General features: G+C 58.6%; 17 protein-coding genes. 13 read left to right on the top strand and 4 right to left on the bottom strand.

Annotation, left to right across the window (positions count from 1 at the left end; genetic code table 11):
* Positions 1-1,130: 1,130 nt before the first annotated feature.
* Positions 1,131-1,850, bottom strand: a complete 720-nt coding sequence (locus IVA98_RS12645) for a MerR family transcriptional regulator (protein ID WP_247281307.1) — start codon at positions 1,848-1,850, stop codon at positions 1,131-1,133.
* 1,907 nt (positions 1,851-3,757) lie between these two features.
* Positions 3,758-4,702, bottom strand: coding sequence for a LysR family transcriptional regulator (locus tag IVA98_RS12640; RefSeq protein ID WP_247354933.1), 945 nt, complete (start codon positions 4,700-4,702; stop codon positions 3,758-3,760).
* Positions 4,703-5,145: 443 nt separating this feature from the next.
* Between IVA98_RS12640 and IVA98_RS12635 the strand changes: the two genes are divergently transcribed.
* The 13 genes from IVA98_RS12635 to IVA98_RS12575 all read left to right on the top strand — a co-directional run bounded on the left by IVA98_RS12635 (position 5,146) and on the right by IVA98_RS12575 (position 20,750).
* Positions 5,146-5,562: a response regulator transcription factor gene (locus IVA98_RS12635; RefSeq protein WP_247355031.1), complete on the top strand. Its 417-nt coding sequence runs from the start codon at positions 5,146-5,148 to the stop codon at positions 5,560-5,562.
* Positions 5,559-6,191 carry a NodA family N-acyltransferase gene (locus IVA98_RS12630; RefSeq protein ID WP_247354931.1) on the top strand — a complete coding sequence of 211 codons (633 nt, stop codon included), beginning with the start codon at positions 5,559-5,561 and terminating at the stop codon, positions 6,189-6,191. The genes IVA98_RS12635 and IVA98_RS12630 overlap by 4 nt, the downstream gene beginning before the upstream one ends.
* Positions 6,188-6,847 carry a chitooligosaccharide deacetylase NodB gene (gene nodB, locus IVA98_RS12625; protein ID WP_247354930.1) on the top strand — a complete coding sequence of 220 codons (660 nt, stop codon included), beginning with the start codon at positions 6,188-6,190 and terminating at the stop codon, positions 6,845-6,847. Before IVA98_RS12630 ends, nodB begins: the two co-directional genes overlap by 4 nt.
* A gap of 14 nt (positions 6,848-6,861) precedes the next feature.
* Complete coding sequence (gene nodC, locus IVA98_RS12620; RefSeq protein WP_247354929.1) at positions 6,862-8,220, top strand: chitooligosaccharide synthase NodC; 1,359 nt, start codon at positions 6,862-6,864, stop codon at positions 8,218-8,220.
* 22 nt (positions 8,221-8,242) lie between these two features.
* On the top strand, positions 8,243-8,872 hold the full coding sequence (gene nodS, locus IVA98_RS12615) for a nodulation methyltransferase NodS (RefSeq protein WP_247302390.1): 630 nt from the start codon (positions 8,243-8,245) through the stop codon (positions 8,870-8,872).
* A gap of 11 nt (positions 8,873-8,883) precedes the next feature.
* Positions 8,884-10,596: a nodulation protein NodU gene (nodU, locus tag IVA98_RS12610; RefSeq protein ID WP_247354927.1), complete on the top strand. Its 1,713-nt coding sequence runs from the start codon at positions 8,884-8,886 to the stop codon at positions 10,594-10,596.
* 4 nt (positions 10,597-10,600) lie between these two features.
* Positions 10,601-11,515: a nodulation factor ABC transporter ATP-binding protein NodI gene (nodI, locus tag IVA98_RS12605; RefSeq protein ID WP_247354926.1), complete on the top strand. Its 915-nt coding sequence runs from the start codon at positions 10,601-10,603 to the stop codon at positions 11,513-11,515.
* Positions 11,516-11,518: 3 nt separating this feature from the next.
* Positions 11,519-12,307: a nodulation factor ABC transporter permease subunit NodJ gene (gene nodJ, locus IVA98_RS12600; RefSeq protein ID WP_247311328.1), complete on the top strand. Its 789-nt coding sequence runs from the start codon at positions 11,519-11,521 to the stop codon at positions 12,305-12,307.
* Between the two features lie 198 nt (positions 12,308-12,505).
* Positions 12,506-14,518, top strand: a complete 2,013-nt coding sequence (locus tag IVA98_RS12595) for a carbamoyltransferase family protein (protein WP_247354924.1) — start codon at positions 12,506-12,508, stop codon at positions 14,516-14,518.
* A 191-nt stretch (positions 14,519-14,709) separates the two neighbouring features.
* Positions 14,710-15,684, top strand: a complete 975-nt coding sequence (locus IVA98_RS12590) for a nodulation protein NodZ (protein WP_247354923.1) — start codon at positions 14,710-14,712, stop codon at positions 15,682-15,684.
* A gap of 987 nt (positions 15,685-16,671) precedes the next feature.
* Positions 16,672-17,439, top strand: coding sequence for an SDR family NAD(P)-dependent oxidoreductase (locus IVA98_RS12585; protein ID WP_247281339.1), 768 nt, complete (start codon positions 16,672-16,674; stop codon positions 17,437-17,439).
* 256 nt (positions 17,440-17,695) lie between these two features.
* A complete protein-coding gene (gene nifA / locus IVA98_RS12580) occupies positions 17,696-19,468 on the top strand; it encodes a nif-specific transcriptional activator NifA (RefSeq protein WP_247354922.1) in 1,773 nt (590 codons plus the stop codon).
* Between the two features lie 415 nt (positions 19,469-19,883).
* A complete protein-coding gene (locus IVA98_RS12575; RefSeq protein WP_247302408.1) occupies positions 19,884-20,750 on the top strand; it encodes an electron transfer flavoprotein subunit beta/FixA family protein in 867 nt (288 codons plus the stop codon).
* Positions 20,751-21,229: 479 nt separating this feature from the next.
* Here the strand turns inward: IVA98_RS12575 and IVA98_RS12570 are convergent, their stop codons facing one another.
* On the bottom strand, positions 21,230-22,579 hold the full coding sequence (locus tag IVA98_RS12570) for an MFS transporter (RefSeq protein WP_247354920.1): 1,350 nt from the start codon (positions 22,577-22,579) through the stop codon (positions 21,230-21,232).
* 987 nt (positions 22,580-23,566) lie between these two features.
* Positions 23,567-25,393 (bottom strand): glutamine--fructose-6-phosphate transaminase (isomerizing), encoded by a 1,827-nt coding sequence (gene glmS / locus IVA98_RS12565; RefSeq protein WP_247354919.1) that lies wholly within the window; start codon positions 25,391-25,393, stop codon positions 23,567-23,569.
* Positions 25,394-25,521: the final 128 nt, after the last annotated feature.

Here is a 25,521-nt window from a genome sequence, read left to right as displayed (position 1 = left end):
CCAGCGAATACCTGTTTCACGAGGGGAGGCAACGCCACGTCCACTCGGCCGAACAGCGCTGCTAACGCTTGGCTTGAACTCGCGCAATCCGCAGACAGACTGCGCAAGACTGACATCTTGCCACAAGCTACGTTCCTCCTAAAGAGGTCCTGGCAGCTCACTCCCGAGAGCGAGGTGCGCATCAGTTTCACTAGCTGGAAGAAGTCACTGATGTTCGTCGGCCTTACAAATGTGGAAGTGATGCTCACTCTAGTGGCACCAGGCGAATGGGAACGTACTCTTCGGGCGGCCGTTCGGGCGTGCACGACAGCTTTGATAGCATTGCCGCGAGGGCGAGAAATGCTGCGACTGCGGCGACTGCGACGCACGTGAGCAGCGCGTAATCGCTATGTCGAGGATGGTTCATCATTCGAACGCTCCGTGCGGTGTTGGTGCGGGCGGTCAGGTCTGCGCGACCGCTTCGACGGTGTTGTCGCGCCGGCGGTAAACGATGAACCCAGAAGCGGCATTGTCTCCCTTGGAGTCGAATTGAACGTGGCAATGGCCGTGTCGATTGAGCCCGAAGTAGGGACCGCAGCGACCCACGTGGCATCGAAGGTGCCCGTCCGTTTGACTGAGCCTGCCCATGCTTGAACTGCGGCATCTAGAGCGTGCAACCTGCGGCAGATAGGCTCGTACCCTTGAGCTTGGCGACAGCGGCTGCCCCTGCAGCATTCGTCGTCGAGTCCGGCATAAAGGTAAAGAGCGTGCCGTTTGCGCAGTCGCCGGCGACGGCCAAAGACGATCATCCACCGACTTGTTCTCGCCCAGCGCTCTCACCGGGAATTTCCGAAAGTGATGCCGATCATTGGAGTCTCCGTCGGCCTAGCCGGCGCTCTGTCGGTCGCCCCGCCGCTGCGGCGATGCTTTTAGAAGGTACAATGTGACGCTACGTGCGAATCAAGTACTTCGAAGGGTGCTCGTCGAGGGCGATTGCCAAAATCCACAGAGCGAAGAACCCCAAAGAGTGCCGACAACGCAGATTTGCAGGCGAATTGCTACGGGCGAACGATCCTCATCAGACAAGGATCAGCATCACTTCATTGGGTTTAGAGACATTGCAGTAACCGCGTCGCGGGCAACCGTGTGCGTCAACTCTTTCCCAGCTGGTCCTCCAGCGCGGCGAGAGCGAGATCCAGGTATCGCATGAGGCTCGCATCCCAGCCCGCGAGATTGTGTGGTTCGGTCAATCGCGTCAGCACCTTAAGTATCATCGAGACAGTCGAGTCAACTCCTGCGATCTCAGTCAGCAGCGAACGGGCCTGACGCGCGACCGCATTTGCCCGATCACTGCATGGAGGCTCGCCCCGATCCATGCAGCTACGTAGCTCGTCCCGAATCTTGCGCCACCGATCTTCGCGGCTAGCGTTAGAGGCGCACGTGCAGATGGCCGAGGGGGTACGCTCCTCAATCCGCGACATTGCATCTAACGTGGCCGGCAGCTCGTCGACACTGACTTCTGTCTCACCTTGGGTCGTCATATTGCGCAATCGATCCCGTAATAGTGTCGCCCGCGCGACTTGAACTTCAATTCGCTCCAGATGGTTGCGCAATAGGTCCGTGAGAGATGTCCGACCCTCGATAGCTTTGCGGATCTCAGGAAGTGAGAAGCCGAGCTCACGTAGGGCGCGAATCTGAGAGACGCGTTGTAGGCTTTCACGATCGTACATGCGGTGACCGCCATCGGTACGTTCCGAGACCGTCAGCAACCCGGTATGTTCGTAGTGATGCAGAGTGCGTACCGTTACGCCGGTCGCCTCTGCAAGTTCTCCAATGCGCCATCGGCGCCGTCGTGGTGTGGCGTTTGTCATGGTCCTCAATTTGCAAGCCTACAACCTGACGTCACGTGAGAATCAAGTTATTTCAATGATCTAGATGATGGTCTCCTGCTGCGAACCCCCAGGAGGACTGAGTTGATCAAGCGGCCGAGACAAGTGAAGCATCAAATTCGCCAGCGACGCCAATTCGTCCCTCGCTGCGCGTTGCATCACAAGTCTTGCGATCGCCACGCGATTCTCGCTGGTTCGCATGCATATCGGTAAAAACGCGATTGCTCGATCAAAAAGGTTTCCCAAGCTCGCGAGATCCTCCGGATCGTAGACTCCGCTCGGCTTATCCAAGAGTAAGCTCCTTTGATTGTCGCACCGGCGCCGCACGTGACGAAGCCGTTTGGCTGTGGTGGGGCAAAAAGGAGACGGAGCGGCGACGTGCGCCAAAGAATGTGACAGGACGTTCGTGTGGTGCCGTTGTGCAACAGGCGTTTGCTTCCCTTTTGTCCAACACTGCCCTAACCGAAACTGTGCAATTTCTGCTGGATGCTGCAGGCCATCTGCTGTCTGATCGCCACGCGAAGCGAAAGCAGATACATGCAGCCCCGCTTGCTCTTGAGAGACAGCTTCACGAACGGGGGCCCAGACACAGTACTGATCTGATCAGATGGGCCTCTTTCGGTCGAATTCTTGCTGTGATGTCTATCGTCGAGCGGGCGTTGGCTGGTCAATCAACGCAGATTAGTCGTACCACCACATCGTGGCGCGGCCGCCCGTTCGGCGGCTAAGAGCATTTTCGACACGCTGCTAGTCCTGTTGAGATGGCTTTGCGGGTGCGAAGGCGTTGTTCGCGCATGGCAAAATCGGATTTTGGAATGCCACAAGATGATGGCTGCTCTTCAACGGCGCAAGTCCGCGACGCAAAGCGTCGGTAGAATGAGTGAAGGCGGGCCGCAAAACCATTCCCGGCATGTATCTCAACGCAAGCGCACCTCGCGCGGCTGGCGAAAGGTTACTCGCGATTGAGGACCGAGCCTCGAAGGATCGCTCCGATATCCGTTGGACCTGGAGGCGCTCAAAACGGGTCAGCAGGCACCGGGCGCCGCGCGGCCGCGCCGGGAAAACAATGACGTGCCATAGCTGCTACAGCAATAACTCGCATATCCAGACCTGGGCCGGATCAGTGTTGGGCAGCACAGTCCAACTGTCGCGGGTAATGGCTTGCTCGTCCAGAAGCTCACTCACTTTCATCCTCGAACAGTATCGCTTTGGTCTGCGAGCGCTGGACATAGATGCTTTGGGTAAGATAGGCAAATCATGTTACCGCACCGAAGTAGCTCTTCGGGGACAGCGGTGAGGGGCCGCAACTCGGGGCTAACGGCGGCATCCCGCCCGCCACGCGCCACGACACTTTCGAAAAGAACGCGACTGTCGCGAGATCCGAATGGTCGACCCTGTGGGGCGGCCCGCGAAGAGGCGTCTAGCTACTGACATGCTTCGGCATTACTGCTGCGATCGCCGGGACAGTAGACCGCAAGGAGAATGCCCACCGGCAGGCGAAGAGCGGTGCGGGTGCGCTGGCAGTGTCCACGTTTGCAGCCTCGATCGCAGGTCTTTGGCTACAACCTGACGCGGTGTACGATTCAAGAGATTTTAGTGCTGAGGCCGGATCTCGTTCATCTGACTGGCCGGATCATTTCGCGAGCTCTGAGCTCAGCTCATGTAGAACAGTGCGAAGCAGCCCGTCGGATCAGCGGAAAGTCATTGCGGAGCGCCGCCGAACGAGCTGTATGACGCGCAAAATCGTCACGCCACGGCGAAATCAATAGGGCCGCGGACCCGATCAAACTACGCTCAAGCGCGCCAATCCGAACACCAGCGAGGACCGGAGCTTCGAGCCTGGCGTAGATCTGGTTAACGAAGAGTAGGTCGCAAACGGCCGAACAATCCTAGAACGATCCGTGACATTGGTTGGTCTCGGACGGAGAGACCATCATGGACGCCTCTTGGAAGAACATGTTGCGCATCCAAATGCTTGCAGGATCAGTATTATGAATGGCGGGCCATTGGACGGCCTCGGTGAATGTGAGAAGTCGCAGCGGAGGCTCGATGACCCGCAGGGGCATCGTGTTTGCGAAATGGCTGACCAATCTTGAGGGCATGCTCGCTATGCGGTTGGTGCCCAATATCATAGGCGGAATCATACCAAAACCCTGCACAGCGACCTCGGTGCGTACCTTGAAACCATGCTCGAGCAAGAGCCATTCGTGGAAGGAGGGCCTCAGGGAGCGCCCGAACTGGGCTTCCACGTGCCCGATCGACATGTACTTCTCGAACGTAAGTCGCGGCGCCAGCTGCTTATTCATGGGGCAGCCCACGCAAACGAAAGTGTCCTCGAACAGTGCCGCCTTGGGATGCGCACTCGACATGAACATCTCCGGATACATGAGAAAATCGACTTCACCCCGCCGGAGAAGTTCATCGGGTTCCTCTACGGGCGGCAGCAACTCGAAATTGATTGTCGGAGCTTCCCGCGCGACGCGGTCCACGATTCGTCGAAGAAACACGACAGTCATGAAGTCGGACAGGATGATTCTGAATCGCCGATTCGATTGAGACGGAGCGAAGCCGTCCGGAGAAATGATGGAGAGCTGAATGTGAGCGAGAGCCTCGCGAATCGGGACTGCGAGCGCTTGAGCCCGCGGCGTTGGGACAAGCTTCCGGCCCCTCATCGTGAATAGCTCATCGCGAAAGTAAGTGCGAAGCCGCGCGACGGCAGCACTCATGGCAGGTTGACTGAGGTTGATGCTTCTTGCCGCCGAAGTGAGATTGCCTTGCGTCACCAGGGCGTCGAACGCGACGAGGAGATTCAGATCGAGGCCCTTGAAACGCATAATCTTGAGTGATCCACGGTATGAATGTGTTCGATCGATACAATCGATTTTACCATTTGTACCGAATGAGGATAGCAAAGGATAGTTTTAGCGAGATGTCAGATCTATCAGAATGGTTACAAATCGTAGCGCGTCTCAGTCCAGCGCCAGGGATCGATCAAGACATCTGGACCGTGCGGTCGCAGTTTCGCGCGTGTTGCGCAAGTCATATCTCGCCGAGCTAGCACGGTGGGGATCCGCAAATGTGCGTGGGCGTATAGGACGAGCAAACCATCGTATGGCTTCGCCAACCCATTCTATACCGGCCGTGTACCGCCGTAGAATTGAGCGAACGCTCAACCTGGCCGTAGATTTCCCTCCAGTTGAACCCCTTCGGTTGCGGGTGCCAAATGTGTTTTGGTCGCATCCGATTGCGTCCTTGCTGCGGAGAAATCGTGCGGAACATGCAAGCGAAGGCGTCCCTGGCGAACCTCATGCGAGTTGCGCACACGCTCGACGTCGTATCCATTGTGAATGCAGATCGGTCAGTGCGTGAAGCTCTGACAGACATGGTGTTTTCTGCGGGTTACGTACCTGAACCCTTCGAGAGCGCAGACGAATTCTTGAAATCGGGCCGCCGTTTGATCACGTCGTGCTTGATCGCGGACATGCAGCCGAGCGTGATGAGTGGCTTTGAGCTTTTCCATCATCTGGCTGCATCCGGAGGCGCGATTCCCACCGTTCTGCTCACAGACAACTCCGAAGACGACATGAGGCGAGTCCTGCAAGCTGGACTCCAGTTCTTGAGCAAGCCTTTCGAGCGTAGCGAACTGCTGGCCTGCGTCAGGAGCCAGATAATGAATAGGAATTACTCTCTATGAAAATGATCGCGCCCGAATCCAGACGAGGTGTTTCGGCGCGCCCTCCAGTTCGTTGGAGGCTGTGCTGGGAGAATGAGCTTCAACTTGCTGACCATATTGAATTGTCCGACTTCTTCCGGAAGACCTATGGTCCGACCGGGGCATTCAATGCAAAGCCCTTTGAAGATCATCGAAGCTGGGCCGGCGCAAGGCCTGAGATTCGGGCAATCGGCTACGATGATCGTGGCGTCGCGATTCACGTCGGCGCACTGCGCCGCTTCATAAAAGTTGGTGAGATCGATCTGCTTGTGGCTGAACTCGGATTGTACGGGGTACGCCCGGATCTCGAGGGGCTCGGCATCAGCCACTCCATCCGCGTGATGTATCCCGTATTGCGAGATCTTGGGGTGCCGTTCGGCTTTGGCACGGTCCGATCCGCCCTGCAGAAACATATTACCAGGCTGCTCGGGCGACAGGGATTGGCGACTGTTTTGCCAGGGCTCCGTGTCCGGTCCACTCGTCCGGATGTCTATCTCACTGTGCCTCCGACGCGCGTGGAGGACGTGGTCGTCCTGGTTCTGCCGATTGCAAGGCCAATGAGCGAATGGCCGGCCGGTGAGACGATTGAGCGAAACGGGCCAGAACTGTGACGTCCGCAGACGACGAAACTAAAGCGCGGAGCGACTACGCCGACCTCGGCGGAGAGCACTGCGTCTATCTGACATTTGATGATGGGCCCAACCCGCATTGCACGCCGGCCATCCTGGATGTGCTGGCGCAGCATCGGGCCCCCGCCACCTTCTGCGTGATCGGTGCATATGCCGCGGGTCAGCCGGAGCTGATCCAGCGCATCATTGCAGAAGGGCACGAAGTCGCAAACCACACAATGACGCACCCGGATTTATCCAAATGCATGCCGGATGAGGTGGAATACGAGATCCTCACGACGAACAAGGCCATCCGAATGGCTTACCCCCGAGCCTCTGTGCGGCACATGCGTGCGCCGTATGGGGCTTGGACCAAGGAGGCCCTCGCCGCGTCGGCGAAGGCCGAACTGGCAGCCCTGCACTGGTCAGTCGACCCGCAAGACTGGTCTCGTCCTGGCGCCGAGGCGATTGTTGCCGCGGTGCTGGCCTCGGTCCGGCCGGGGGCCATCGTGCTCCTGCACGACGGGTGCCCTCCCGACGAGTTGGAACGCTGCCCTCACTCTGGTCGGCGCGACCAGACTGTGACGGCGCTCGCCCAGCTCATTCCAGCACTGCATGACCGTGGATTTGCAATCCGGTCGCTTCCTCAAACTCACTGAATAGATCAATTCCCATGAGCCTGCTTGCCACCATCAGCACCGTTGCTGTTGCCTCCTACGCGTTGCTCTCCAGCGTCCATAAGAGCGCGCAGGCGCTTTATGCGCTGCGAACCGACGCCTCACTGCCGCCGTACGACCCGGTCGACACCGGTGCTCTGCCCAGCGTGGACGTCATCGTGCCCTGCTTCAACGAGGACCCGCTCACGCTGGCGGCCTGCCTGAAGTCTCTTGCAAGCCAGGACTACCCAGGGCGATTGCAGGTCTATGTGGTCGATGACGGCTCTGCAAATGTCGCTGCAGTGGCCCCGGTCCATGCGAGCTACGCATATGACCCGAGGTTCAGCGTCATTCTGCTGCCGAGCAACGTTGGAAAGCGTAAGGCGCAGATCGCAGCGATACGCCGGTCGTTCGGCGATCTCGTGCTCAATGTCGATTCCGACACCGAAATCGCCAGCGACGTGGTCAGCAAGCTCGTACGCAAGATGCAGGATCCAGCCGTCGGCGCGGCCATGGGGCAATTGACGGCCAGCAACCGGAACGACAGCTGGCTGACCCGATTGATCGACATGGAGTACTGGTTGGCTTGCAACGAGGAGCGCGCGGCGCAGACGCGCTTTGGTGCCGTCATGTGCTGCTGCGGGCCGTGTGCCATGTACCGCCGCTCCGCGCTGCTGTCGCTGCTGGACCAATACGAGACGCAATTCTTCCGCGGAAAGCCGAGCGACTTCGGTGAGGACCGCCATCTGACGATCCTCATGCTCAAGGCAGGGTTTCGAACCGAGTACGTTCCGGACGCTATCGCCGCCACGGTGGTCCCGGACAGGCTCTTGCCGTATCTGCGGCAACAGCTCCGCTGGGCGCGGAGCACTTACCGCGACACGCTGCTGGGTTTGCACCTGTTGCCCGGACTGGACCGGTACCTTACGCTCGACGTGCTCGGACAAAACCTCGGGCCGCTGCTGCTCGCCATCTCTTCGATTGCCGCGCTCGCTCAGCTCGCACTAACCGGCACCGTACCCTGGTGGACCGGTCTGACCATTGTCGCGATGACCATGATTCGATGCAGCGTGGCGGCCCTTCGTGCCGGCCAGCTTCGATTTATTGGCTTCTCGCTGCACACCCCGATCAACATCTTCCTCCTGCTCCCGATGAAAGCCTATGCGCTCTGTACCTTGAGCAACAGCGACTGGCTCTCGCGCAAAGTAGCGAAATCATCACACGTTGACGAATCGAAGGCCTCGATCGAAGACGCCACAACTGGACCAAGCCTTAACCCGGCATCGAAAACGCCTGGCTCAATTCGCGCGGCAGGTCTTTCGCGCGCTCCCTCGCAGCTGATCGCGACTGATGGCATCGCGGCCGAGACTGACTGACAGCTTTGTTGAGGATTGAGTGGTGAGCGTGGACAAGACATATCAATCGCTGCAACGGGAGCTGACTAACGATGACCCGTGGCGGCTTGACGACAATCCGTTCGAACGTGAGCGTCACACCCAATTGCTACGGCTATCGCTGTCGAACGGCGCCGTCTCAACCGGTCTCGAGATCGGGTGCGCGGCCGGTGCATTCACAGAGAAGCTTGCTCCTCACTGCAAACGGCTCACGGTCATCGATGTTATGCCGCGAGCGATCGGTCGAGCGGTCCAGCGGACCAAGAGGTGGTCGCATATCAGCTGGGCGGCGACCGATATTCTGCAGTTCTCGACCGAAGAGCTGTTCGATCTGATCGTGGTCGCCGAAGTTCTTTACTATCTCGAGGACATGACACGGATGCGTACCGCAATCGACAAGATGGTGAAGATGCTTGCTCCAGGTGGGCATCTGGTCTTCGGATCTGCACGTGATGCCACCTGCAGGCGATGGGGGCATGTCGCTGGCGCCGAGACAGTCATCACGATGTTGACTGAAGCGCTCATTGAGGTCGAACGCGTGCAGTGCCAGGGGCAGTCGGCTGACGAAGACTGCTTGTTGGTCCGCTTTCGCAATCCGGAGCGATCTTCGATCCGTCCTAACGGCCGAGCTTGAAAGGAGCCACTATGCGTATCTGCGGTATCAAGCTGACGCATGACGGGGCAGTCGCTCTGATCGAGGACGGCCGGGTGGTGTTTTGTGTCGAACAGGAGAAGCTAAACAACAATCCGCGTTATCAAACCATCGACAACCTGGATGCCGTTGTTAGCGCCTTGGCGGAGCACGGGCTGGACCCGAGCGATGTTGATCAGTTCGTCATCGATGGCTGGGATGGAGAGTTCGAGTCGCAGTTTGAAGTCCTTAGTGGGACGACGACCATCAAGCTCAAGGGCGCGCCGTATGTCGAACGGCAAGGCGATAGCCCCCTGACGTCGCGCGATCGGATCGGTCTCATGCTTGATGGGAAGCTATATCCCTACCAAAGCTATCCCCATGTCACCGGGCACGTAGCGTCCGCATACTGCGTCAGCTCGTTTGCCAAATCCGCACAATCTGCTTTCTGCTTGGTGTGGGACGGCTGCATGTTCCCACGCCTCTACTATGTCGAGCCCCACGGCATCCGGTTCATCGAGTGCCTGTTTCCGATGATAGGTCACGCCTATGCGACGGCAGGACATCACTTTGGACCTTACAGGCGGGCAGACCGGACCAGCTGGGATCTCGGTATTGCCGGCAAGCTGATGGCCTATATCGCGCTGGGGTCGCCCGACGAGGACTGTATTAAGACGTTTCATGAACTTTATGAAGCGCACTTTGCCACGGATGCTGAGGGCGCTTGTCCTGAGCTTGAACAGATCAACAGCTCACAATCGCCGCTTGAAGCTCTGCACGACTTCTTCGAAGCGTGCGCAATGCGATTGAAGGAAAAGCAAGCCGAAGACGTCCTTGCGTCATTTCACGTCTTTCTAGAGCGTCTGCTGGTTCGCACCATTGCTGATGTTGTGGAGCGGTATTCCGATCTTGCGGGGGCGCGTAACCTCTGCATAGCCGGCGGTTGTGGCCTGAATATTAAGTGGAATAGTGCATTTCGTGCGACCGGCCTGTTCGATGTCGTGTGGGTGCCGCCCTTTCCGAACGACAGCGGCTCAGCCATTGGTGCTGCTTGCTCTGCATTGGCAGCACAGCAAGGCTTTAGAGCTCTGGAATGGTCGGTCTACAGTGGACCGGCGGTGCGTCCCAGCGAAGTCCCGCCCGAATGGGAGGGCGCGCCCTGCACTATGGGCGAACTTGCGGCGATCCTCGCTTGCGACAAGCCCGTGGTCTTCCTTGCCGGGCGTGCCGAGCTCGGACCACGAGCCTTGGGTGGCAGAAGCATTCTCGCGGCTGCGAGCTGGGAAGGAATGAAAGATCATCTCAACGACATCAAACTTCGTGAGCATTTCAGGCCGGTAGCGCCGATATGCCTGGAGGATCGTGCGGCGGAGATTTTTAGCCCTGGAATACCCGATCCGTACATGCTGTTCGATCACCAGACGCGACCGGAATGGCGGGACAAAATTCCCGCCGTCGTGCATCTGGATGGATCTGCTCGTCTACAGACCGTTTCCAGAACCTCTCAGCATAAAGTGGCCGAGCTTCTCGTCGAATACGAGAAGCTCACAGCCATTCCGCTGCTTTGCAATACCAGCGCCAATCTGCATGGACGCGGCTTTTTCCCGGATGCTGCCGCCGCGTGCGAGTGGGGAGGCGTCGATCACGTATGGTGTGACGGCCTGCTTTGGACAAAAAGGCGCGCAAGCGAGGAAGCGGCGCGAACAACGTCCGTCGCGATAGCGTAAGCAAATGTCAACCGCGGCAGTCGACCTTTTCCAGGTGAGCAAGTTCTATGACGACAGGGTCGTCGTGGACGCTCTTTCGTTTACGGTCTCGCCGGGAGAGTGCTTCGGTCTGCTGGGACCAAATGGCGCGGGTAAAAGCACGCTTGCGCGTTTGATCCTGGGCGTTGCATCGCCCGACGCAGGTAAGATATGCGTGCTCGGCGAGCCAGTGCCGGCAAGGGCGCGCTTGGCGCGCCGGGGGATCGGGGTTGTCCCACAGTTCGATACCCTTGATCTTCAGCTCACGGTGCGCGAAAACTTGCTCGTTTTCGGGCGCTACTTCGCCATGAGCGCGGCTGAGGTGAAAGCGGTGACGCCGTCACTGCTCGAATTCGCGCGCCTGGAGAACAAGGCGGATGCCCGCGTCTCCGAACTGTCCGGCGGCATGAGGCGACGCCTGACCTTGGCACGGGCCCTCATTAACGACCCGCAGCTCTTGGTGCTTGATGAGCCGACGACCGGCCTTGATCCGCACGGCCGTCACCTGATCTGGGAACGCTTGCGCTCGCTATTAGCGCGCGGCAAAACGATCCTTCTCACCACCCACTTCATGGAAGAGGCGGAGCGATTGTGCGACCGCCTGTGCGTGCTTGAGCACGGCCGTAAGATCGCCGAAGGTCAGCCTCACGCGCTGATCGAGCAGCAGATCGGCTGCCAAGTGATCGAGATTTACGGCGGTAATCCGCATGAACTGCTGCCGCTGGTCAGACTCCAAGTGCAGCGCGCTGAGGTGAGCGGGGAGACGCTCTTCTGCTATGTCACGGATCCAGAGCAGGTGCGCCTCCGGCTTGCCAACCGCACGGATCTCCGCTTTCTGCAGCGTCCTCCAAATCTGGAGGATGTCTTCTTGCGGCTAACCGGGCGAGAGATAAAGGACTGAACGATGTGGCAACGTTTTGCGCCGGCGCTCCCTGCTAATCCATGGAACTGGATCGCGGTATGGCGCCGCAATTTTTTGGTCTGGCGGAAAGTCGCTCTGGCATCGATTCTTGGGAATCTGGCCGAGCCGATGAGCTCTCTGTTCGGTCTCGGGTTTGGCCTTGGAATGATCATAGGTGGTGTTGAGGGGACCTCATACATCTCGTTTCTGGCGGCTGGCATGGTCGCCACAAGCGCGATGGTCTCCGCAACCTTCGAAACGATCTATGCGGCTTATGCTCGCATGCAGACAAATTGCACTTGGGAGGCAGTGCTCTGTACGCCCCTTACGCTCGGCGACATTGTTCTCGGTGAAGTGGCATGGGCAGCGAGCAAGGCCTTGCTCGCCGGGACAGCGATCACGATTGTCGCCGTCGCGCTGGGTTACGCAGAGTGGTCATCCATCCCCTATGCGTTACCAGCCATCGCCCTCACTGGCGTGACTTTCGCGAGCCTCGCAATGGTCGTTTCAGCCCTTGCACCAAGCCACGACTATTTCATCTTCTACCAGTCGCTCATTCTCACGCCCATGATGTATTTGAGCGGGACCATCTTCCCAATGAGCCAGTTGCCCGGTTCATTTCAACGCATCGCGGCCTTATTGCCGCTGACTCATTCGGTCGATCTCATTCGTCCGGCAATGCTCGGTCGGCCGGTCGACAGCGTCGGATTGCATGTGGGCGCACTTTGCATCTACGCGGCATTTCCCTTCCTCGTATCGGCCGTGCTGCTTCGGCAGCGCCTGATGCGGTGAGAGGAACAAGACCTAAAGCGAAGCATCGCGTGTGCGAGATGAGATATCGGGCGTAACGAACCGCGGATGCGTGCGACGCTTATGTGAGTCTCGTGACGCTAGCGATGCCTGATCGGCCCCGCGGCGACGTGCGGCCTACTCCCAAAGCAAGCGATACGAAATAGGCCAACAGGCCTCTCAGGATTAACGGAGAACAAGATGCTGTGTCTAGGATTGAGTGGCGGCCTCGACAGGGTCTATGAAAACCCCCTCGGACTACCGAACACGTTTCTGCACGACGGCGCCGCGGTACTTGTCAAGGACGGGCGCGTGCTCGCTGCCGTGGAAGAGGAGCGCCTCAACCGGATCAAACATTCAAACAAGCTCCCGAGCAGTGCGATTGAATACTGTCTTGCAGCCGCGGGTGTGGAGCTTCGCGACGTCGATCGTATTGCGTTCTACGCTACTGAAGCCTATTGCAATGCGATGCTCGAACGGTTGTTCATCTCACAACCGGAAATCTCAATTCCGCTAGATGCCAATCTGCTGTTACGGCACCTTCTAGCCACGGAGTTCGGTACCCAAGTTGATCCTTCGCGGGTGTCATTCGTAGGCCACCATCAGGCCCACGCCGTGAGCGCTCTGGCGATGTCGGGTTTTGAAGAAAGCCTGGTCCTCGCGATCGACGGTTGTGGCGACTTCCTGTCGGGTCTGTTGGCGGTCGGGTCGGGCACCGAAATGACCGAGCTTATGACCTTTCCAGAGAATAACTCTCTCGGACTGTTCTATCTGGAGACGATCCGATATCTCGGCTACGGCCTGTTCGACGAGTATAAGGTTATGGGGCTGGCTCCTTACGGAGATCCCGCACGCTATCGCGAGCTCTTTTCCCAATTCTATGAGCTCTCCGCAAACGGTGGCTACCGCGTTCACCTCGACCGTATCGGTCCGGCATTGCTGCGCAATATTGAGGTCCGGCGAAAGGGAATGCCGTTCACGCAACAGCATCGAGATGTGAGCGCATCGTTGCAGGAGGCGCTGGAGCGGATCGTGTTTCACATTCTTCGGCATTACCGTGAGTCGACTGGAATGAAACGGTTGTGCCTGGCTGGCGGGGTGGCTCACAACTGCACGCTGAACGGAAAACTCCTGTATTCAGGCCTGTTCGAAGACATCTTCGTGCAGCCGGCTGCGCATGACGCCGGATGCGCATTGGGCGCGGCACTGATGGTGTCGAACGAGGCCGGGCAGCCTGCGCCCCGCGAGCGACTACAGGCGGTTTATTGGGGGCCAGATGTCGGCAGCGACGACAGCATCGAACAGGAACTGAAGGGATGGGCTGCACACCTGGAGATTGAACGGACCGCTGACGTCGCAACCAGAGCAGCCGAGTGGATGGCTGATGGCGCCGTGATCGGCTGGGTACAGGGCCGATCGGAGTTCGGCCCTCGCGCGCTCGGCAACCGCAGTATTCTTGCAGACCCGAGACCCGCGGCGAACAAGGACCGGATCAATGCGATGGTCAAGAAGCGCGAGAGTTATCGACCATTTGCGCCATCGGTTCTGGAGGAGGATGCGGGCGCGTTCTTTGAGTTGCCGCATGGTCGCGCAGAATATCCCTTCATGAATTTCGTCGTTCGCGTGCACGAATCCAAGCGTGCTTTGCTAGGCGCGATCACGCATATCGATGGTACGGCTCGGCTGCAGACGGTTTCCCGCACGAACAATGCCGGCTATTGGGAACTCATCAATGCGTTCAAGGGCCGGACAGGCGTCCCGATTCTGCTTAATACGTCCTTCAACAACAATGCCGAACCGATCGTAGATTCCGTTGCCGATGCGATTACGGCGTTTTTATCGACCGAGCTGGATGGTCTTGTAGTCGGGTCATTCCTCGTCAAGAAGCGGGCAACAACGCTCGAAAGCTGGACTGCACTCGCCGTATCACTGCCGCCCCATGTATCTCTTTACCGGGTTCGTGCTCATGCGGGCCGAGAACGCCAGGAGACAGTCTGCGAGATCCGCATGGGTCATTCCACCCAGGACAGCGTGCGCGTCTCGCATGACCTGTTCGACATGCTGATGCAAATTGAGAAGGAAGCTGTTCTTGCCGATCTTCTCGCCAGGGTCACCTCTGACAGGGCTAGGCGAGAAGCTCTCGTGAGCGAACTGCGCGGGCTCTGGGATCTGCGCCGTATTCGGCTGCATCCGTCGCAGACTGCGCGGTCGTAAAAGGTGGGCAATGCGGAAGAGGGCTCCTTGGACGCCTCTTGCATGACCTGCCAATCGCGGTGCCGTGGAGGAGGGCTTGCGGGTTGATCGCCTTGCGTCCAGGTGACCAGCCGTCCATTGGCGTGGATCGGAATCGCAGGAGTAGGTGCGCCACACAAAACTAATCTTGCGCAACGAGAAGGGTTTATAACTTGACGAAGGAACGCTTTGTTATTTCGCGCAGGCGTACCGGCTTTGGTGACTGCCTCTGGTCGCTGGCCTCAGCCTGGTCGTACGCGCAGCGGACCGGGCGGACGCTCGTCGTTGACTGGCGCGGTTCCTGCTACATCGACCAACCGTTCAGCAACGCCTTTCTGGTGTTCTTCGAGCCGCTTGAGGACATCGCTGGGGTGCCGGTGATTTGCGATGACCGGATCAACCAGCTCTCGTTTCCCGGACCGTTCTTCCCGCGGTGGTGGAATAGGCCGTCGATCGACTGCATCCATCGTCCGGATGAGCAGATCTTCAAAGAACGTGACGAACTGACCGAGCTGTTCCAGGCAAGAGAAGATAACGAAGCCAACACCATTGTCTGTGACGCCTGCCTGATGTGGCGTTGTGGCGAGGAAGCCGAACGACTGATCTTTCGGAACATCAAGCTCAGGTCTGAGATTCAAGCGCGGATCGACGCCTTGTATGAGGAACACTTTAGCGGCCATAGCATCATTGGCGTTCATGTTCGGCACGGCAATGGCGAAGATATCATGGAGCATGCTCCGTACTGGGCCGATTCGGAGCTCGCCCTCCGTCAGGTCTGCATGGCCATCCGTAAAGCCAAGGCTTTGCCATATCCAAAGCCTGTAAAGGTCTTCCTGTGCACGGACAGTGCACAGGTGCTCGATCGCCTATCGGGTCTGTTTCCCGATGTCTTCGCCGTACCAAAACGTTTCCAGGCCGATCGGGCAGGGCCGTTGCATAGTGCGGAAATGGGAATTGAAGGTGGAGCTTCCGCTCTCATCGACATGTATCTTCTTGCGCGATGCGCTACAGTGATCCGCTTTCCCCCCACCAGCGCCTTCACGCGCTATGCCCGTCTGCTCGTGCCACGGATTATTGAATTCGACAAGAGCAAGCCGGAGCACTTGACCATGATCGATAACCCATACGAACATTTCGCGGCTTCATGAAGCGCCAGAATGTGAGCCTGAGGAATGGCGGGCTACATCATCGGTCTGAGACTGCTGGCTCGACACCATCGCGTTTCGCAACGTCTCGCAGGATCGGTGGATGGCGACTTCCGTCCCGCAAGCGACGGCTGACCGGCGCACCACCACGGTGCGGTGGGAGGGCGAACGCCTGCGAAGCGTAAGGCCAATGCCCGCGGGCGCCGACGGCCTTGCTGCAATGCTTCGGGCCCTCCTGTGTAAGTCGAGTCGCGCGGAAAGGTTATGGTTCTGTCATCCACCGGCCAAATCCGCCATCGCGGGCCAGACGGTGAAAAGCACGGCAATGGCGGTTCGGGTCGCCGAGGAAATCTGACGTAACAGACAGTCACGTCAGAATGTCCCAGCAGCAAGGAGGCGCGTCCGGTAGATGGATCGCCTTTGCTTGGCAACCCTTTTACGGTCAGCTCGTTTTCTGGACGACGGCCTTGTTCATGCGCCGCTCGCAGAGTCCTTTCGGACGGAGGTGGATGAACCGCGGGGCCGGCGGCCCGTCGATATTGCTCAAGAGCCGCATGTGCGGCCGCGCGTACCATGGCCGAGAGCAACTTGGACGAACTGGCCATTAAATCCTGATCTCCGCCAAAGGCAGCTTACCTATCTCGTCCAGCCCGCATGACCCACAGACCACTCATGGAGGACGACGCAGTCAGCTCGCGATGGAAACACCAGCCTCTCGGCTCGAAGGCTTAGCGCACGCAGTGGGCAGCACCCGGGAGCTCGACGACAGCCATTGCTGCGTGGTTGGTGTCGAAAAGCAAACAGGCCAGATGTTCGGAACCTGCCATTTGCGTCCTACAAGCGCGCCACCTGTGCCCTGCATCGCTCTGGCCCGGATCCTGCACCAGGTGCACAGGCGAGGGGAGCGGAGGGGAGTCGCGTGTGAATCTAGGTCTACCAGATGACAATGCGGTCACAGCTCAATCGTCGGAAACGGACGCTCGCGGTCCAATTCACGCCGATGGAGGGGGCCGTCCGCTGCGTGAGCGGAAAACGCTGGTATTGACCGGGGCATCGCGCGGTATCGGTCGCGCCACTGGAAGATTGTTTTCGGAAGCCGGTTGGCGCATCATTTCTTGCGCGCGCCAACCATTCGAGGCGGTGCGGTGCCCATGGGACTCAGAGGGGGATAGCTATATCGAAGTCGACCTGAGCGATCATCGGACGTTACCGCGCGTGATTGCCCAGATAAAGGAGCGCCTTGCCGGCGCACCGCTGCAGGGACTGATAAACAATGCCGGAAACTCACCAAAAACGCCAAACGGTGCCCGGCTTACGTCGCTGGCGACCTCAGTCGATACCTGGATGAGCGTGTTCCACCTCAATCTGGTGGCGCCGATCCTGCTCGCTCAGGGTCTGTTCGATGAGCTAAAAGCGGCTTCAGGCTCGATCGTGAATGTGACTTCGATCGCCGGAGCGCGGGTGCATCCATTTGCAGGAACGGCATATGCCACGTCGAAAGCTGCGCTCGCTTGTCTCACGCGCGAAATGGCGCACGATTACGCCTCACATGGCATTCGCGTCAATGCAATCGCGCCCGGCGAAATCAAGACGGACATTTTGTCGCCTGACACGGAAGCGTATCTTGTGCCAAAGATCCCACTACGCCGGGTGGGTACACCCGAAGAGGTCGCCAAGGTCATTTTCTTCCTATGTTCAGATGCGGCGAGTTATGTCACTGGCGCCGAAGTGCCGATCAATGGCGGGCAACACTTGTGAGTGAATTCGTCCCTGAACCCGGCTAACTGAGTTTCATCGGTGGAAGCCATGTTGGCCGGGGCGAATCCGCGCAGCGAGTTGGAAAGAATAAAGCGGCAAATCTAGCACTGTAAGTGCTGCCGGCGTGCCATGAAGAGGCGTCATCTCTCGCCCCGCCCTGAGAACCGGATGTCAGATCGAGGCAGGCATGCAACACGAGTCCAACAAGTCCGATCGAGGTGATGGGGAGGATCAAGAAAGGAACGGAGAAGTCATTATGCTGGACAGCGTTTCCCTGCGCGAAAGACCAAACTCAACCTCCGACGCGGGCCCTTCCGCTTCTGCGGGCCCTTCCGCTTCTATTCTGCCGTCGCAAGAGAAATCGCTAAGCACGATCTTTGAAATAGCGCACACGCTCACCGGCCTATGCCGGCTCGAAGCCAAGCTAGCGAGCGTCATCGAGCGTCTGCCATCGCTCGTGCAGATGCGGCGCGGCATCGTATGTCTGTTCGAACATGACGGGGTGCCCCAGATCATCGTAGACGAGGGCCGGAGCGCAGGGCGCGACGCGCGTTGCGGGGGGCGCTTGCCGCAAGGAGCAATTGATCAAATTGTGGCGACGGGGCGGCCGCTCATCGTCGAGAACGTAGCGCTGCAGCCGATCTTCAGTTCTTCGGACGTCGAGATGTTGGACGCCGCCGGTAATACGTGTGTTGCGTTCATCGGCGTTCCCATAGAGATTGACGAGAAGGTTGTGGGTACGCTGAGCATCGACCGCATCGCAGACAACGGGACGCATGCGCAGCTCGAGGACGACCTCCGCGTGCTGACGATGGTCGCAAGCCTTGTGGGCCAGACGGCGAAGCTGCATTGCGTTTTTGCGCGCGATCGCGGGCGGCCTACGGACGAGGAGTTCCGGCCGCAGAAGCAGCTGTCCGAACTCAAGCCTCATGGGTGGGCGCGTAAGAAGGTCCAAGTCGATGGAATTATCGGCGACAGCCCGGCGCTGCGCGCGATGCTTGAGAAGATCGAGCTGATCGCAAAATCGAATAGCACCGTTCTGTTGCGTGGCGAATCGGGTACCGGCAAAGAGCTGGTCGCGAAGGCTATTCACGAGCGTTCAGCGCGCGCCAAACGCCCCTTTATCAAGCTGAATTGCGCAGCCCTCACCGAGACAGTGCTGGAATCCGAATTGTTCGGTCACGAGAAGGGGGCGTTTACGGGCGCATTCAACGCGCGGAAGGGGCGCTTTGAACTCGCCGACAAGGGAACGTTGTTTCTGGATGAGATTGGCGAGATCTCGGCCTCGTTCCAGGCGAAACTCCTGCGCGTACTTCAGGAGCAGGAGTTCGAGCGGGTGGGCGGCAATCAGACGATCAAAGTCGACGTCCGCGTGATTGCAGCCACGAATAAGAATCTTGAAGAGGCGGTGGCAAGGAAGGAGTTTCGTGCCGATCTCTATTATCGCATCAGCGTGGTTCCTCTGCTACTGCCGCCGCTGCGCGATAGACGCACTGATATTCCGCTTCTCGCCACTCGATTCTTGAAGAACTTCAACAATGAGAACGGCCGTGCTCTGGTCTTCGATTCAAGTGCGGTTGACGTTCTTATGAATTGCGGATTTCCCGGTAATGTCCGCGAGCTGGAGAACTGTGTGCAGCGGACCGCGACGCTGGCGCACGGATCATCGATCGGAAGAGACGATTTTGCCTGCTGGCACGGGCAATGCCTGTCGGCCACGCTATGGAAGTGCGGGCCGGAGCAAGTGGCGCGACAGCCGAGCCCGATAATCTCACTTCCCACAAGGCTGAGCATGCCGCCGACACATCCTGTGGCACACGATCAGCCGGTCGGTAGCGAACTGACGCCGCTAGAGCCACCCGGCCGACCTAGCATAGGTGCCGCCAAGGTCACAGATCGCGAGCGTGTAGTCGCGGCGATGGAAAGGTCCGGGTGGGTACAGGCCAAGGCGGCGCGCTTGCTTGGACTGACGCCGCGCCAGATTGGCTATGCCTTGAGAAGGCACGGTATCGAGATCAAGCGTTTCTGATTAAAAAGTCGGGCTCGCGTCTCTCTCGCTCCCCCGGGCGCGGTAGGAGAACGTGCAAGAGGCGGTACTCTGGTCCATGAAGCGGATACGAAACCGATGTGCTCTGCTTGGGGGTGGCCATGCCGGGAAGTGTAAGCCATCTTCGCGTCAACCGATGCTGGTCATCGTCCGCTTGCAATGTATTCGCACTATGAGAAGTGATTAGGTGTCGAACTAGCGCAAGATCGCGGCCGCGCCGTTTATGGCGCAGCTCAGATCAGAGAGATCACGTCCGCTTTACGCAGCCCGTCGCAGTCCCCAACGGTCTCACCGTCAGTCGGCAGCCGTTGCATTCGTCTCTCATAGGCGAAATGCCTTGGGGTGGTATGACAGTTGCTATTCGTGGGGAGCCTGCTCAACATCTTAGGAGAAGCATATGCACAGCATCGTCTGCATCAAACAGGTCCCCGACTCCGCACAAATCCGCGTGCATCCTGTCACGAATACGATCATGCGTCAGGGCGTGCCGACAATCATCAACCCATATGATCTGTTCGCACTGGAAGCTGCGCTCGAGCTACGAGACAAGTTCGGCGGCGAAATCACTGTTCTCACAATGGGCCCGCCGTCGGCTGAAGAATCTCTCCGAAAGGCGCTGACATTTGGTGCCGATCGTGCTGTCCTGCTCACTGATCGTAGTTTCGCGGGCTCCGATACGCTGGCGACGAGTTACGCGCTGGCGTGCGCGATTCGCAATATCGGGAAGGAATATGGCCCACCAGACCTCATATTCACTGGCAAGCAGACTATCGACGGCGATACCGCGCAGGTGGGACCTGGCATTGCGAAGAGGCTCGGGGTCCAGCAGCTTACTTATGTTTCGACAATCAAAGCGTTGGACTTCAAAGCACGCACGATCGATGCGGAACGGCGCTGCGAAGGAGGAGTCCAGGTGCTGCGTTCCAAGCTTCCTTGTCTCATCAGCATGTTAGAGGCAAGCAATCAAATTCGCCGCGGTGCAATGATCGATGCCTTGCGTGCGGCCCGTGCCTCAATCGTAAAATGGAGCGCTCAAACTGCCGGCGTGGATGACATGGCCAAATGCGGTCTGAGGGGGTCGCCGACCGTCGTCAAGCGTGTCTTCGCGCCCTCCGCACGAGCGGAGAAGGCGACGTGGGTGGAAGCGGCCGAGCAGCCGGCGCAAGCGTTGATCGACGCCATGTTCAAGCGCAACCCTACGCTCGAGACGGAGCTCGCACAGCTTGCGCGCGGTACCTCATCCGCGCAAACTAGCGGTGCGTGAAGTCGCGGCTGATCGAGCGGAGCCAGCGCCGGCCTGGGTCGTGGTCATGCATTGGCCCGTCGCTCGGTGCACCAGGCACGATTCAAGCTTTTCGAGCGCTCGCTAAGGTTTGGCGAGCTGCGATACACCAGTCCACTGGTATTCGCCTCAAGACTGCCCGTTTAGTTTGCTTGGCAGTGCACGTGGAGCTCGCGCGAGGGATGTATCTCCCTCGCGCGAGCTCTGCCGGTTTCAAGTAGCCGCAAAGTGCGAGCATTATCAGCGCGCCGCTCGACCACAGAACGAATCGAGCATGCCGATAGTGCTCAGCCATTCCCGGTCAACATCAGCCACGGCTCGTCCCGATACTGCTCGACATCGCATAGGAAGAACCGTGACCCGCAGAGTGGCACGCGGACCACCGCGAGATCACCGCAAGGACCGCCACGCACCCCGCTCAGTTCAGTCTTCGACGTGAAGGTCCCCCCGTGGGCGCGCTGCTAATGCGTGGTAAATTGCGCGCTTACGGCCCGGTTAGAGCGCTCGGGTCGCGACAGCTTCGCAACTCTCTTGGTGTTTCCTGGATAAATCGTGAGCGCGGCGATAATGCCGAGCAAAGCTGCAAACATCAACCAGAAGCCCGGCGAAGCCTTGTCGTCGGTCCGATCGATCAGCCAAGTCGATGCGAGCGGGGTAAAGGTGCCAAAGAGAGCTGCGGCGAGTGCGAAGGCCAAAGAAAAGCAGGTTGTGCGAACGTGCTTCGGTACGATTTCGACTAAAGCGCCCAACATGGCGCCGCTATAGGTGCCAAAGTAGAACGAGAACATCATCTCCACTACCAGCATCTTGCCAAAGCTTGGGTCGGTCACAAGCCAAGACAACGCCGGATATACAGTCACCAGGGCAAGGCCGGCAATGGTCAGCAAGACCGGCTTCCGACCGATTCTGTCAGAAATCGCGCCGCCAATTGGGTTCCAGATGAAGTTCGTCACGGCGACCAAAAGCGTCACCAAGAGCGTGTTCTGCGAGGACAGCTGCAATACGTGCTTGCCGAAGGTAGGCGTGTACACTGTGACGAAATAGAAGGTCGTGGTCGTCAGCATCGCGATCATCATGCCGAGAATGACAATGCGCCAGTTCGCAACTGTGGAGGCAAAGACCTCGCGGGCCGTTGGGTGGGTCTTCATGACCAGAAACTCCGGAGTTTCCTCCAGCGTCCGGCGCAGGACGAAGATAAGCGGAACGATCAAGCAGCCAAGGAAGAATGGGATCCGCCAGCCCCAGGCCGCAACCATTTCGGCCGGAAGTGCTTCGCTCAAAAAATACCCGATAAGAGCCGCGACAAAGATCGCAACCTGCTGGCTCGAGGACTGAAACGATGTGTAAAAGCCGCGGTTGCCCGGAGTGGCAATCTCGGAGAGGTAGACGGAAACGCCGCCAACCTCAACGCCGGCAGAAAAACCCTGCAACAGCCGTCCGAACAGCACGATCACGGGTGCAGCAATGCCGATTGTTGCATAGCCGGGACAAAAGGCGATGATGACGGTGCCAACAGCCATGATCGAAAGCGTGATGATCAGGCCTTGCCGACGGCCAATCTGGTCAATATAGGCTCCAAGCACAATCGCGCCAACCGGTCGCATCAAGGCCCCCAACCAGAACACACCGAAGGTGTTAAGCAGTGAAGCGGTTTCGCTTCCTGATGGAAAGAACGCGTTTCCGATGGCACTGGCGTAGAACCCGAACAAGAAGAAGTCGAACTGCTCGAGGAAGTTGCCGCTCGTCGCACGTAAGATGGCGCCAATGCGCGATTTGGCATTTGACGCATGCGCGATGGACGCTGGTGACATGGCGAGTTTCCTCTCGGTTTGAAATGGCCGGTCCCGGAGAAAATCTCACGCCAGCCCAGTGCAGTTTCATGGCCGCGAATCTGCCATCAGGGCACTATCGACCAACCCGTAAGCGCCTGACGTTTCCGGCATATTTTCGGCAATTGCCGCAAACTCGCACAGTTTTTCGGGCGTTATTCCGCTCGCACGGCAGGAGTGACTCTCAAGCTACTGAAACCTCGGGCAATTCTCGGTGACAAGGTTGTTGTCTGTGGCGTGGCCGAATTCGCTCATTGAGCGCACCGACATGTAATGAAAAGGAAGGACGAGATGCATGGCATTCGAGCGGCAGAAGAGCTCCGTGAGATGTCGTGCTAGAACAGCTCGCGAGCCTGCGATTGGGGCCGAGGTGCGTTAGCATCTCACCCCGACGTCCAGCGATTTGGCCTCGAGTTGCTCAAGTTAACCTGAGGTTTGACGGAAAACGTTTGGTGAGCGTGCTGGCGATCGAGCCCGTCCGATAGCGCCGATCGCCATGCTCGGCAAGTGCCACGTTGTCCTTCGAAGCGAGGCGCGCCTCGTACTTCGAGGGGCGTTGCGGTCCTAATGCGCTCCAAAACCCGTGTTGAGGGTAAGAACGTAGCGGGCCTCCTCAGCGATAAGCGAGCATTCGTTTGGATCAATCGAACAGGTTCATCTGGCTCCCACGCCGTACGAAAAACCTAACGTTCGTCACGAATTATGACCAGGTCCAAGCAATCGGAATGCCGTGATAAGTCATACGCGACTCCTTGCTTGCCGGAGGCAACGCCACACCAGCCTCGTAACCTGATTGGCCGTAGATTTTGCACATGAGTCTCGGCCTCCGTAAGCAAGCGCTATGAACCGGCCACAAACCATGCCGTGGCATCGGGCCAGGAGCCGGGCGGCACATCGTAATTCGATCTGACCGAGACTTGTGCGCATTCAGAATCTGACCACGACACTTCCAGGCCGCATCACCCTGCCTTATTCGACGGTTACCGATTTCGCGAGATTTCGGGGTTGGTCGACGTCCGTGCCCATCAGGATGGCCGTGTGGTAGGCCAGAAGCTGCACCGGAATCGCATAGACAATCGACGTAAACGTCGTACCCATCTCCGGCAGCACAATCGTCGCGAGTGAATCCATGGATACCTCTGCGGCTCCCCGAGCGTCCGTTATCAAAATAATCTTGCCGCCGCGTGCGGCGACCTCCTGCATGTTCGAGATGGTCTTTTCGAACACCCGGTCGCAGGGAGCAATGACGATTACGGGAACGTTCTCGTCGATCAAGGCGATCGGGCCGTGCTTGAGCTCTCCGGCCGCATAACCCTCGGCGTGAATATAGGAGATCTCCTTTAGCTTCAGTGCCCCCTCCAAGGCCAGTGGAAACGACGTGCCGCGACCAAGATATAGCACGTCACGCGATTTGGCGATGTCGCGTGCGATCTTCTCGATCTGCGGCTCGCTGGCAAGCGCCGCTGTAACGAGCCGCGGAATTTCGATCAGCACTCGCACGAGATCGACCTCGTCGCTCTCCAGCAATTCACCGCGCGCCTTGCCAGCCGCGACCGCAAGCGCCGCCAGGACGACGAGCTGGCATGTGAACGCCTTGGTCGAGGCAACGCCGATTTCAGGTCCGGCGAGTGTCTGCAACACTGTCCCGCTTTCGCGCGCAATGGTCGAACTCAGTACATTTACGATCGAGACGGTATGCAGGCCTTGCGATTTGGCATAGCGGAGTGCGGCCAGCGTATCGGCCGTCTCGCCGGACTGCGAGATGAAGATAGCAAGATCTCCCTTGCGCATCGGCGCCTCACGATAGCGAAATTCGGAGGCGACATCGAGCTCAACCGGAATACGAGCCAGCCGCTCGAACCAGTATTTGCCGATATGGCCGGCGTAGCCTGCCGTGCCGCAAGCCGCGATCGAGATGTGTCCGATCTCGTTGAAGTCGAACGGAAGCTCCTGCGGCAGTGCTACGCTTTCGGTGGCGATATCGACGTAATGCGCCAGCGTCTGCCCGATCACCCCGGGCTGTTCGTGGATTTCCTTCGCCATGAAGTGGCGGTAGTTTGCTTTGTCGACGACAACAGACGACGCGCCAGATTTCACCACCTGCCGGCGGACAACTGTGCCTTGTGTGTCGTAGACCACGCTGAAGTTGCGGTTGAGCACAGCCCAATCGCCGTCCTCAAGGTAGGTGATCAAGCCGGTAAGGGGCGCGAGCGCGATAGCATCCGATCCGAGATACATTTCGCCTTCGCCATGCCCGATCGCGAGTGGTGAGCCCTTGCGCGCACCGATCATGAGGTCGTGTTGACCCTTGAACAGGATTGCAAGCGCAAACGCGCCGACTAGCCGCGGCAGGGACGCTTTTACTGCCTCCTGCGGCGAGCAGCCATCTTTCAGATAAAAGTCGATGAGATGCGTCACCACCTCGGTGTCTGTTTCAGAGGCGAAACAGGCGCCATGCTGTTTTAGCTCCGCTCGCAGCTCGCGGAAATTCTCGATTATGCCGTTATGGACGACTGCAACATTGTCCGTTGCATGCGGATGAGCATTGTGCTCCGTCGGCTTGCCATGAGTAGCCCAGCGCGTGTGCCCAATCCCGACATGGCCTGAGAGCGGATGGCACTGAACGCGTGTCTCAAGGTTCCTCAGCTTGCCCTCGGCGCGTCGAAGCTCGATTTGGTTTCCTTTGAGCGTTCCGATGCCCGCTGAGTCGTAGCCGCGATATTCCAGTCGCTTCAGTGAATCGATGAGACGATCCGCGACCGGACCGCGCCCCAAGATGCCGACAATTCCGCACATGCTAATCAGTTTACCTCAAGTTCAAAACAGAGCGTCCCGCAAGGCGCGCCTGACCAATTCGCTCGCTATAGTTATCGGCCAATCGAGCCGTGCCTGCCCTCCATCGGGCACGCGGCACCCGGAGGTGC

Source organism: Bradyrhizobium sp. 160 (assembly GCF_023073735.1).
GTDB lineage: Bacteria > Pseudomonadota > Alphaproteobacteria > Rhizobiales > Xanthobacteraceae > Bradyrhizobium.
Note: the sequence above shows the minus strand (reverse complement) of the source record. Positions and strands in the feature narration are given on the sequence as shown.

What these genes read in the sequence shown, in the direction of transcription:
- nodU (WP_247354927.1), top strand. Translation starts at nt 8,884, where the DNA reads ATGCGTATCTGCGGTATCAAGCTGACGCATGACGGGGCAGTCGCTCTG.
- IVA98_RS12635 (WP_247355031.1), top strand. Translation starts at nt 5,146, where the DNA reads ATGCAAGCGAAGGCGTCCCTGGCGAACCTCATGCGAGTTGCGCACACG.
- IVA98_RS12630 (WP_247354931.1), top strand. Translation starts at nt 5,559, where the DNA reads ATGAAAATGATCGCGCCCGAATCCAGACGAGGTGTTTCGGCGCGCCCT.
- IVA98_RS12595 (WP_247354924.1), top strand. Translation starts at nt 12,506, where the DNA reads ATGCTGTGTCTAGGATTGAGTGGCGGCCTCGACAGGGTCTATGAAAAC.
- glmS (WP_247354919.1), bottom strand. Translation starts at nt 25,393, where the DNA reads ATGTGCGGAATTGTCGGCATCTTGGGGCGCGGTCCGGTCGCGGATCGT.
- IVA98_RS12575 (WP_247302408.1), top strand. Translation starts at nt 19,884, where the DNA reads ATGCACAGCATCGTCTGCATCAAACAGGTCCCCGACTCCGCACAAATC.
- nifA (WP_247354922.1), top strand. Translation starts at nt 17,696, where the DNA reads ATGCTGGACAGCGTTTCCCTGCGCGAAAGACCAAACTCAACCTCCGAC.
- nodJ (WP_247311328.1), top strand. Translation starts at nt 11,519, where the DNA reads ATGTGGCAACGTTTTGCGCCGGCGCTCCCTGCTAATCCATGGAACTGG.
- IVA98_RS12640 (WP_247354933.1), bottom strand. Translation starts at nt 4,702, where the DNA reads ATGCGTTTCAAGGGCCTCGATCTGAATCTCCTCGTCGCGTTCGACGCC.
- nodI (WP_247354926.1), top strand. Translation starts at nt 10,601, where the DNA reads ATGTCAACCGCGGCAGTCGACCTTTTCCAGGTGAGCAAGTTCTATGAC.
- IVA98_RS12570 (WP_247354920.1), bottom strand. Translation starts at nt 22,579, where the DNA reads ATGTCACCAGCGTCCATCGCGCATGCGTCAAATGCCAAATCGCGCATT.
- nodC (WP_247354929.1), top strand. Translation starts at nt 6,862, where the DNA reads ATGAGCCTGCTTGCCACCATCAGCACCGTTGCTGTTGCCTCCTACGCG.
- IVA98_RS12645 (WP_247281307.1), bottom strand. Translation starts at nt 1,850, where the DNA reads ATGACAAACGCCACACCACGACGGCGCCGATGGCGCATTGGAGAACTT.